Source organism: Paenibacillus sp. UNC217MF, assembly GCF_000686865.1.
GTDB classification, from domain to species: domain Bacteria; phylum Bacillota; class Bacilli; order Paenibacillales; family Paenibacillaceae; genus Paenibacillus_B; species Paenibacillus_B suaedae.
The window spans coordinates 18,834-27,578 of the sequence record NZ_JMLT01000031.1; the positions used below are offsets into that span (position 1 = coordinate 18,834).

The following is an 8,745-nucleotide window of genomic DNA, read 5'->3' on the forward strand; positions in this document are numbered from 1 at the left end:
ATGATTAATCAACTATGAACAACGACTCATGACTTCTGTCGACCGGATCACCGGAGACGCATACCTAACTGCATGTTTAGGGTGTCTTCGGTTTTTTAGCATTCATGTTCAAGGGAGGAATGTATATGAGCAGTCAACCAACGCAAATCGGGTTAGATACCATCCATCCGAAGTGGCTGGAGCGAATCGCAGAACAATTGAAAGGACTCAACTATGGATCACTGACCATCACGATCCATGACGGCCACATTGTACAGCTGGAGCGGACAGAACGCACCCGCTTCGAGCTGGAAGGCGCAAAAGAAAGGAGACAATCCCGATGAAAGTACAACGTCGTTTACCTGTACGTATCATCATCCTGCTTTCTGTGTTGACGCTCGCCTTGATGGCCTCCTGCGGACGCAGCGATTCAGGTTCAGGCAAACAGGGAGAAGCAGAAGGAGCTAAGCCAAATACGGCTTCTGAAGAGACTGTGGAACTACAGAACGTTTCCTACGATCCAACCCGTGAGCTATACGCTGATTTCAACAAGGCATTCGCCGCACACTGGAAAGAAGCGGCCGGACAGAACGTCACCGTGAAGCAATCACATGGCGGCAGCGGCAAGCAAGCGCGCGCTGTCATCGACGGCTTGAAGGCCGATGTCGTCACCCTAGCCCTTGCGTACGATATTGATGCTATTCGCAAGGCTGGCTTGATTCAAGAGGGCTGGCAGACACGCTTTGAGCATAACAGCGCCCCTTACTACTCCACGATCGTGTTTCTTGTACGCAAGGGCAACCCTAAGGGAATCCATGATTGGAACGATCTCATCAAGCCCGGTATTCAAGTCATCACACCGAACCCCAAAACTTCCGGAGGCGCCCGCTGGAATTATCTCGCCGCTTGGGGGTACGCTCTCTCTGAGAACAAACAAGATGAAGAGAAGGCGAAGCAATTCCTCTCCGCCCTCTATGCCAATGTCCCCGTACTCGATTCAGGCGCGCGCGGAGCAACGACCACCTTCGTGGAGCGAGGAATCGGTGATGTACTCATCTCTTGGGAGAATGAAGCTTTCCTCGCCACGAACGAGCTTGGGCAGGATAAATTCGAAATTGTCGTTCCTAAGCTAAGTATATTGGCGGAACCGCCTGTATCAGTCGTCGACAAAACGGTGGATAAGCGAGGAACCCGCAAAGTTGCTGAGGCTTACTTATCCTACCTGTACTCAGAGGAAGGTCAGGAGATTGCAGCTAAGCACTATTATCGCCCGCGCTTGGAAGCTGTTGCGTCCAAGTATAAGGCACAGTTCCCCGAACTTAAGCTGCTCACCATTCAGGATGACTTCGGCGGATGGGAAGCCGCGCATCAGAAGCACTTCGCTGATGGAGCACTATTTGATCAAATTTATAAAAAGTAGAAGGGAGCACTGGATATCATGACCACACAATCCGCTCACCTTGACCGATCTCCCATCAAGCCGAGGAAAGCATCGTATTCGGTGCTTCCCGGCTTCCGCTTCACACTAGGCTATACGCTGATTTATATGTCTCTCCTCGTACTCATACCGCTGTCAGCCATCGTCTTGAAGTCATCTGAATTAACCTGGGGCGAGTTTTGGAGCACGGTGCTGGATGACCGTGTCATCGCAGCGTATCGGATCAGCTTTATCGTCTCTTGTGCCGCGGGACTCCTCAATGTCTGTTTTGGATTGATTGTCGCTTGGGTGCTTGTCCGTTATTCATTTCCGGGAAGGCGATGGATAGACGGCTTGATTGATCTGCCATTCGCACTCCCTACTGCTGTCGCAGGCATTGCTCTGACCTCCATCTATGCAGAGAACGGCTGGATTGGACAGCTGTTGTATCCGCTTGGCATACAGAGCGCCTATTCACAGATTGGCATCATGATCGCGCTGACCTTCATTGGCTTCCCCTTCGTGGTGCGAACCGTTCAGCCAATCTTAGAGCAATGGAGCACGGAAGTTGAGGAAGCAGCGGCAACCTTGGGTGCCAAGCGTTGGGCGGTATTCTCCAGAATCATTTTCCCCGAACTCATACCGCCGCTGCTGACAGGCTTTGCGCTTGCCTTTGCACGCGGAATTGGCGAATATGGTTCCGTTGTATTTATTTCCGGCAATATGCCATATAAGACTGAGATTGCACCGTTGCTTATTATGACGAAGCTGGAGCAATATGAATATGCCGCAGCCACGGCTATTGCACTTGTATTGCTTGTTATATCTTTTGTCCTGCTGTTTATCATCAATTTCATTCAATGGAGAATGGGCAGACGCGTTATGCCCCATTAGAGCCAATGAAGGACGAAACTGCACTCCGATTCACCCCATCAACAATACTTGAAAACGCGAAAACAAGGAGATCACCCGTATGACCGATACCTCATTGCTTACGGAACAACCTAAATCCCCCCCTCATACTAGGCGCAAGTCAATGGGAGGCGGACTTCCGCCATCAGCGCCGCAATCTCGCGCATGTACAACGGAATCCCCCTATGTCCGATACCTGCTCATTGCCGCTGCTCTTGGCTTTATTGCGCTCGTCATTCTGCTCCCACTTGCGGCTGTGTTCGTGCAGGCATTCAAGCGCGGAGCTGATGTCTATCTGGCAGCACTTGTTGACCCAGATGCCTTAGCAGCGATCCGGCTCACGCTTGTCATTGCAGCAATCGCCGTGCCTTTAAATGCAATTTTCGGCATTGCAGCAGCCTGGTGTATCACCAAATTTTCTTTTCGCGGCAAGCAATGGCTCATTACTATGATGGATCTCCCTTTCTCAATTTCGCCTGTCATTGCAGGCTTTTTATTTATTTTAATTTTTGGTTCAAACGGATGGTTTGGAGAATGGCTGGACAATCAAAATATTCGAATCGTCTTTGCTCTTCCAGGTATTGTATTAGCCACGTTATTTGTCACCTTCCCCTTCGTTGCCAGGGAGCTCATTCCGCTCATGCAGACGCAAGGAATACAGGAGGAGGAGGCAGCGGCCACCTTGGGAGCAAGCGGGTGGCGAATGTTCTGGCGTGTGACGCTGCCCAATATCAAGTGGGGACTGTTATACGGCATAGTCATTTGTAATGCGAGGGCAATGGGGGAATTCGGGGCGGTATCCGTCGTATCGGGGCATATACGAGGCGAGACGAATACAATGCCGCTCCATATTGAGATTTTATACAATGAATATCAATTCTCGGCAGCATTCGCTGTGTCTTCACTGCTCGTATGTGTAGCATTGTTAACCATTGCATCCAAGCACTGGCTGACGCGCAAGGAGGATTGAGCTGGATAGGTCTCACTTGTCATCGCGTCCAGAATATCTATTGCGATCCGTTTCGCAGCATACGGACGCGCCAGACTCACCATGCTTCGCTTCATGGATTCAAGCAGGGCTGGCTGATTATACGCCTCGCAGAGTCTCATCGCCAGCTCAACGTCCTGCCGTACGACAACAGCTGCACCATGCCTCGCGAAATACCGAGCATTTTCCCGCTCTTGACCAGGCTGCGGGCGCGCGATAAATAGAGGCACCTGCATAGCGAGCGCTTCCGTTAGGGTTACACCTCCCGCCTTCGTAACCATTGCATCAGCGCATAACATCAGTTCATGAATAGAGGACACATAGCCGAAGACATGTACATTGCTCAACGAACGGAATTTCTCCTTGAGTTCTGTCTCCCAGCGTTCATTTCTGCCGCATACAATAATAACCTGGTGATTCGGAATTCGTTCTAATAGTCGAAGAAATCGATTGGATATTGCCTGTGCACCAAGCCCACCCGACATTACTAACGTAGTTCGAAGCCCCGAATGTAATCCATATTTATGGAATAGTGCTTCCACTTGCTCTTCATTCTGCATGGAGGACTGCATCGTGTACTGCTGAGAGTACAAGTCAAATTGATCACGGATTGGAATGCCGCTTACATGCACTAGATCTGGAGCGATTCCGGCTCTCATCATCTGTTCGGCTAATTCGACAGTTGCAACATAGTAGTGATCTGTGGTGGACAATATCCAGCGATGATGGAGATCGTAATCGGTGATGACCGTAAATGTGGGAATCGCCTTGTTCATCTGCCGGACAACAGATGAGACGTCGAAGTAGGGAAATGTACTGATAACGCCGTCAGGCCGATGCTCCAGCAGCAGCTGCTTCAGCTTGCGCTTGCCTAGTGTGAACCCTGTGCGCACAAGTGGATGTGTACGTTCAATTCGGCGCGTTGAATAGTAGCTCCAGCCATAATAGTGAATCCCGTATTGCGACATCGTCTGACTTTGCATAAATATAAACCGAAACATCGCATCCATCATCGGATGCGCCTCAGCCATCAAATCCACAACAATAACCTGCATGCCAAGCCGCTCCATGTGTCCTTTGAGCGCCTGCGTTACCATCCAATGCCCTTCCCCGAAACGGGACGTTAAGATCATAATCTTGTAAGCAGCTTTATGCATTCTTTATTTTCCCTCCTTTCCCTCAGATTATTTTATCTTTCTCTCCCTTCCCACGGATTATAACGTTGGTTCCTCATCAGAGGTTTAACGGAAGTTGGATGTTTTGTGAATATAAGCAAAGAGCCGCCCTAACCTCTCGGAGAGGCGGCGGCTTGCTGGCGGATAGCCTAACTACTGTTCTTCAGAAGATTCAGGCTGACGGAATGGATATTCATAATTAAGCGGCTCATCGAATGTCGCATAGTCGAAGTTAACCATCAACAGCATGATGCGTTGACCCGTTCTCGGATCGCTGATGATGAGGTGATCACGACCAGCAGCCTCAATTTTACCGCGGAATATCTTCGCATTCCATTCCGAGTTGTTCTCATATGTCATATAGAACGTACCAATCTTGCCAAGATTCAATCGCAAAATGTTCTCGATAAAGGATTGTTCTTGCGGGAGCCCCGTCAGAACCGTGCCGGAAGGCGTAATCACATTACCGCTGGCGACCGAAGGAGGCATTGTTGCTGCCTGCTGCGTTGCAACCGGCTGCTGTATAGCTAATGGCTGTTGCATTGACATAGGCTGCTGCATTGGCATTGGCTGATTGGCGAAAGGCTGTACAGCTTGTTGCATTGGCATGCTCTGCATTGACATGTTCTGCATTGGCATACTCTGCATTGACATGTTCTGCATTGGCATGCTCTGCATCGACATGCTCTGCATCGGCATACTCTGCATCGGCATGCTCTGCATTGGCATGCTCTGCATCGATTGCTGCGCCGGATATGGCGTCGGAGTTGGACTGATTGGGGCTTTTGATCCGCAACAAGATCCGCCTTTTGACGTGCTCATTGGAGAAATCGAACTATTACCGGATTGGTTCGGAGTTGGATAACCATAACTCATGTAATTCATGCTACACTCTCTCCTTTACAGTCTCATCTGGACTGATTTTTTAATGAAGCCTCGTTACCCCGAGTACACTGCTGTACTGTCGTCCCCAGTTGGGGAAAAGAAATAATGCGCTCGATACCGACCAGAATTTTGTTGATTGAACCACGTATCTGGGCACTCTCCCGCCGGCCTAAAGAACCACATTGCATAGGAAGCAGGCCAGGTGCGCTCGCCATTGATTGCGCGTTGAGCTAGACGAATATCAGCGTCACGAGCCCATTGATAGAAGCAGCCCTTCAGTGCCTGTTACCTCCCTCCCCCTTTCATTCGTTACCATCATATGTGCGAGTGCCTAATTGGTGACAAACGAAAATAAGCCGGCTCCAATAGGAACCGGCTCATGGTCAGGTGCGAACACTTTTATTTAATTGGGATTGCTTATTTTACAGCTGCAAGCAAGTTTTTAGCACTTTGCTCAGCACGTTGCTTCGCAGAAGCAAGGATTTCTTCTGCACGATCAGGTGTTGCAGCCATGCCTTCTACTACGACATTCTCGTAATCGGTAATGCCGATAAAGCCCATGATCGTTTGCAAGTAAGAGTCAGTGAAGCGAAGACCTGTTGTTGGTCCTTCGGAGTAAACTCCACCGCGCGCTTCGATATGAACCACTTTCTTGCCTCCGAGCAAGCCTTTTGGACCTTCAGCTGTGTATTTGAATGTACGGCCAGCGATAACCACGTTATCGATATAAGCCTTAAGAAGCGTTGGGAAGCTCAGGTTCCACATTGGTGTAATGAATACCACTACATCTGCTGCAATAAATTGCTCCAAAATTTCGTTCATGCGGCCAAGTGTACTTGTTTGTTCTGCAGACAACGCTTCACCAGCGGCAGCTTTACCCCAAGCATCCAACACTGTGCCGTCGATCAATGGAATGTTCTCTTCATACAGATTTACGCGCTCGATTTGTACATCCGCATCAGCTTGAAGTGCAGTCAAATAGTGCTCACCAAGACGAAGACCGAAGGACATTTCAGTTGGTTTAGGATTCGAATTAATAACAAGTACTTTTTTCATCATGTTCACCTCATAATTAAATTCGTATAACATTATTGCCTTACATTCAGTTCTGACAAGATAACTCATAGCCTGCGGCAAATTATGATGTTGACTCAAAATTGTCCGCTTATTTAATGTCATTGACTTACTTTATGTAAGTATAATAAATGTTATAACTTACTTTTGTCAAGTAAATGAGTTAAATTTATTTTTAATTTATATTTTGTATGCTTAACAAAGACAACTTGTCGTTCTGCTCTTTCTGACCCACCACCTAAGTGGCAGAAGCAGTTGCTTCGTCACGCCCACTCATCCGAGAAGCTCTCGCTCGAAGGAGAGCAAATGCATAAATGAGCAGCAACAATACCGCAGACAAAGAGGATACGAGGTACGTATTGCTATAAGTTGTGATTGATGCTACTGCACCAAGCAACAACGAACCGAGAGCCACGCCCAAGTCAATTGAATTGTAGAACATACCTGTTGCTGCGGCATGCTGGTCAGCAGGTACACGCTGCACAGCCCATGCCTGAAATGCAGGCTGCAGACTGCCATATCCAAGCCCGTACATAGCAGCGGCAAGACACAGCATCCCTGTCGATGCGCTGTAGGCCAAGACCACCAGCGAAGCTGCCAACATTATTCCTCCTGCAGGGACGACCGCGAGATGTCCCTTGCTGTCATACAACTTGCCAGCGAATGTACGGACAACCAATATAGATATCGCATTACATAAGAAGAATAGGCTCACATTCGCGATCCCTCTTTCCTGACCGAACATGGTTATAAAGGACAGGATACCTCCGTACGTGATGGTGACAAGAAAATTAAGCATACACGGCAGCAATGCCCGCCGATCAATCCAAGAGCCTTGCGGCCGAATGGTTGCTTGACTCGCAGGAGCTTTGGCACTGCGCAATAGGGGCAGCATTGGAAAAATAATAATGATAAGGACAAACGTCGTTCCAATTAAGTACTCATATCCGTAGCTTTGCAGCAGCCACAAACCAATAATCGGAGCTATTGCCATGGATAAGCTATTAGACAAGCCGTAATACCCCATTCCTTCGCCCATGCGTCGAGGAGGAATAATCCGCGTTGCCAATGTCCCTAGGGCTGTGCTCGTAATGCCAAATCCCGCCCCGTAAATCATGCGCACAAGCATGAACAAGGCCAAGGATGGTACAAATGCATAAGCGCCTGTCGACAAGGCATAAATGAGCAAACCGGCAATCAAAATGCTCATCGCTCGGAACCGATCAAAAAATCTTCCCGCAAATAGTCGGGTCACAATAGCCGACAAAGCGAACAAACTGACGACAAAGCTCACAGTCATGTTGTCTGCTTGATAGGCATCCTTCACATACGCTGGCAGCGCGGGCGTTATCATCAACAGATTCAGTGATACGAGAAAGTTCGAGCCAGCTAGCACTACAAATGGCTTCGTCCACAATGGCTGCTTTTCTTCAAGAATCTCATCGTTATTTCTATAGTCCACATTCATGTCTTTCACTTGTTCGCACCGCTTTCCTGACTCGCCGCTGCCAACCGTTCCTTCTCAGCTGCAGCAGAATTATCTTGAATCCGCTGCAGTTGTTGCAGCAGATGCTGCTCCTCGTCGCTTGAGAATCCCGCCATAACTTGAGCGATATATTCCTGCTCAATGGGAATCAACTGATCCACAATAGAGCGCCCGGCAGCAGTTACCGCCAACCGATATGCGCGCCGATCCTGTTCGCAGGTTCTGCGCTCTACCCACCCTTTGCGCAGCAAGTGCTGCACAATCCGTGTCAAGGTTGGCTGATCTTTCCCGCATCGCTCAGCCAATCCCTTTTGATTAATGCCTTCCTCTTCAACAAGACGGAACAGCACTCCCCACTGCTCAATCGTCATATCATAAGGGCGGAATCTCGCCCCTAACTCCGCAGCTACCTTACGGTGTGTCTGACCGAGCATGTAACCTACCCTTCGTTCCAAATGCAGTACCATTTTGTGTGTTACCTCCTAATATTTCACCTGCACAATCAGAAATAGTTGTTGCAACAACTATTAACTTGTCGTAACAACTATTATAACAATAAGCACTCTAATGTAAATAGTTATATATTAGTAAGCAGATTAGATCAAAAAAAGACGGTTCTATATTCTGAACCGTCTTTGGTCTTATATTATGAGGTGTAGGACTGGTCTGACACGCTTTGTACAATGCTTGACGACCCCATACCACCTGTTGATGCATAGCCTTCGGCCTGTTGAGTGAAAGCTGTAATGCTATTCACTTGACCTGTCGGCTGGAAGCTGTTCGGCACTACATTTTGGTGCGCTCCATGCGTTTGCGACGTAATGCTTTG

11 protein-coding genes and 1 pseudogene are annotated in these 8,745 nt (G+C 48.6%); 4 read left to right on the forward strand and 8 right to left on the reverse strand.

What is annotated here, in order from left to right; all coding sequences use genetic code 11:
* The first annotated feature begins 125 nt into the window (after positions 1-125).
* The 4 genes from BP95_RS30515 (at position 126) to cysW (ending at position 3,278) form a co-directional block, all read left to right on the forward strand.
* Positions 126-323 (forward strand): YezD family protein, encoded by a 198-nt coding sequence (locus BP95_RS30515; RefSeq protein ID WP_021254199.1) that lies wholly within the window; start codon positions 126-128, stop codon positions 321-323.
* A complete protein-coding gene (locus BP95_RS0115645) occupies positions 320-1,399 on the forward strand; it encodes a sulfate ABC transporter substrate-binding protein (RefSeq protein ID WP_028532671.1) in 1,080 nt (359 codons plus the stop codon). Before BP95_RS30515 ends, BP95_RS0115645 begins: the two co-directional genes overlap by 4 nt.
* An 18-nt stretch (positions 1,400-1,417) precedes the next feature.
* Entirely contained in the window at positions 1,418-2,290 is an 873-nt protein-coding gene (gene cysT, locus BP95_RS0115650) for a sulfate ABC transporter permease subunit CysT (protein ID WP_021254201.1), read from the forward strand.
* A 142-nt stretch (positions 2,291-2,432) separates the two neighbouring features.
* Positions 2,433-3,278 carry a sulfate ABC transporter permease subunit CysW gene (cysW, locus tag BP95_RS32550; protein ID WP_081819900.1) on the forward strand — a complete coding sequence of 282 codons (846 nt, stop codon included), beginning with the start codon at positions 2,433-2,435 and terminating at the stop codon, positions 3,276-3,278.
* On the opposite strand, the gene BP95_RS0115660 is transcribed toward cysW, so the two are convergent.
* From BP95_RS0115660 to BP95_RS33930, 8 genes and pseudogenes are all read right to left on the reverse strand, one after another.
* Positions 3,182-4,453: an MGDG synthase family glycosyltransferase gene (locus BP95_RS0115660; protein ID WP_028532673.1), complete on the reverse strand. Its 1,272-nt coding sequence runs from the start codon at positions 4,451-4,453 to the stop codon at positions 3,182-3,184. The two genes, cysW and BP95_RS0115660, sit on opposite strands and share 97 nt — an antisense overlap.
* 171 nt (positions 4,454-4,624) lie before the next feature.
* Positions 4,625-5,014, reverse strand: coding sequence for a spore coat protein GerQ (gerQ, locus tag BP95_RS30520; protein ID WP_231515121.1), 390 nt, complete (start codon positions 5,012-5,014; stop codon positions 4,625-4,627).
* Entirely contained in the window at positions 4,935-5,267 is a 333-nt protein-coding gene (locus tag BP95_RS33925; RefSeq protein WP_231515122.1) for a hypothetical protein, read from the reverse strand. Before BP95_RS33925 ends, gerQ begins: the two co-directional genes overlap by 80 nt.
* Before the next feature lie 143 nt (positions 5,268-5,410).
* Positions 5,411-5,632: pseudogene (locus BP95_RS32560) on the reverse strand (cell wall hydrolase); the annotation flags it as partial.
* Positions 5,633-5,773: 141 nt separating this feature from the next.
* A complete protein-coding gene (locus BP95_RS0115670) occupies positions 5,774-6,412 on the reverse strand; it encodes an FMN-dependent NADH-azoreductase (RefSeq protein WP_028532675.1) in 639 nt (212 codons plus the stop codon).
* 256 nt (positions 6,413-6,668) lie between these two features.
* Positions 6,669-7,898 (reverse strand): MFS transporter, encoded by a 1,230-nt coding sequence (locus BP95_RS0115675; RefSeq protein ID WP_051614103.1) that lies wholly within the window; start codon positions 7,896-7,898, stop codon positions 6,669-6,671.
* Between the two features lie 5 nt (positions 7,899-7,903).
* Positions 7,904-8,383, reverse strand: coding sequence for a MarR family winged helix-turn-helix transcriptional regulator (locus tag BP95_RS30525; protein WP_081819899.1), 480 nt, complete (start codon positions 8,381-8,383; stop codon positions 7,904-7,906).
* A 179-nt stretch (positions 8,384-8,562) separates the two neighbouring features.
* Positions 8,563-8,745 (reverse strand): hypothetical protein (locus tag BP95_RS33930; protein WP_028532677.1); only part of this gene is annotated, 183 nt, incomplete at its 5' end.

Coding starts and splice junctions, on each gene's coding strand:
- BP95_RS30515 (WP_021254199.1), top strand. CDS start 126: ATGAGCAGTCAACCAACGCAAATCGGGTTAGATACCATCCATCCGAAG.
- BP95_RS0115645 (WP_028532671.1), top strand. CDS start 320: ATGAAAGTACAACGTCGTTTACCTGTACGTATCATCATCCTGCTTTCT.
- cysT (WP_021254201.1), top strand. CDS start 1,418: ATGACCACACAATCCGCTCACCTTGACCGATCTCCCATCAAGCCGAGG.
- cysW (WP_081819900.1), top strand. CDS start 2,433: ATGGGAGGCGGACTTCCGCCATCAGCGCCGCAATCTCGCGCATGTACA.
- BP95_RS0115660 (WP_028532673.1), bottom strand. CDS start 4,453: ATGCATAAAGCTGCTTACAAGATTATGATCTTAACGTCCCGTTTCGGG.
- gerQ (WP_231515121.1), bottom strand. CDS start 5,014: ATGCAACAGCCATTAGCTATACAGCAGCCGGTTGCAACGCAGCAGGCA.
- BP95_RS0115670 (WP_028532675.1), bottom strand. CDS start 6,412: ATGAAAAAAGTACTTGTTATTAATTCGAATCCTAAACCAACTGAAATG.
- BP95_RS0115675 (WP_051614103.1), bottom strand. CDS start 7,898: ATGAATGTGGACTATAGAAATAACGATGAGATTCTTGAAGAAAAGCAG.
- BP95_RS30525 (WP_081819899.1), bottom strand. CDS start 8,383: ATGGTACTGCATTTGGAACGAAGGGTAGGTTACATGCTCGGTCAGACA.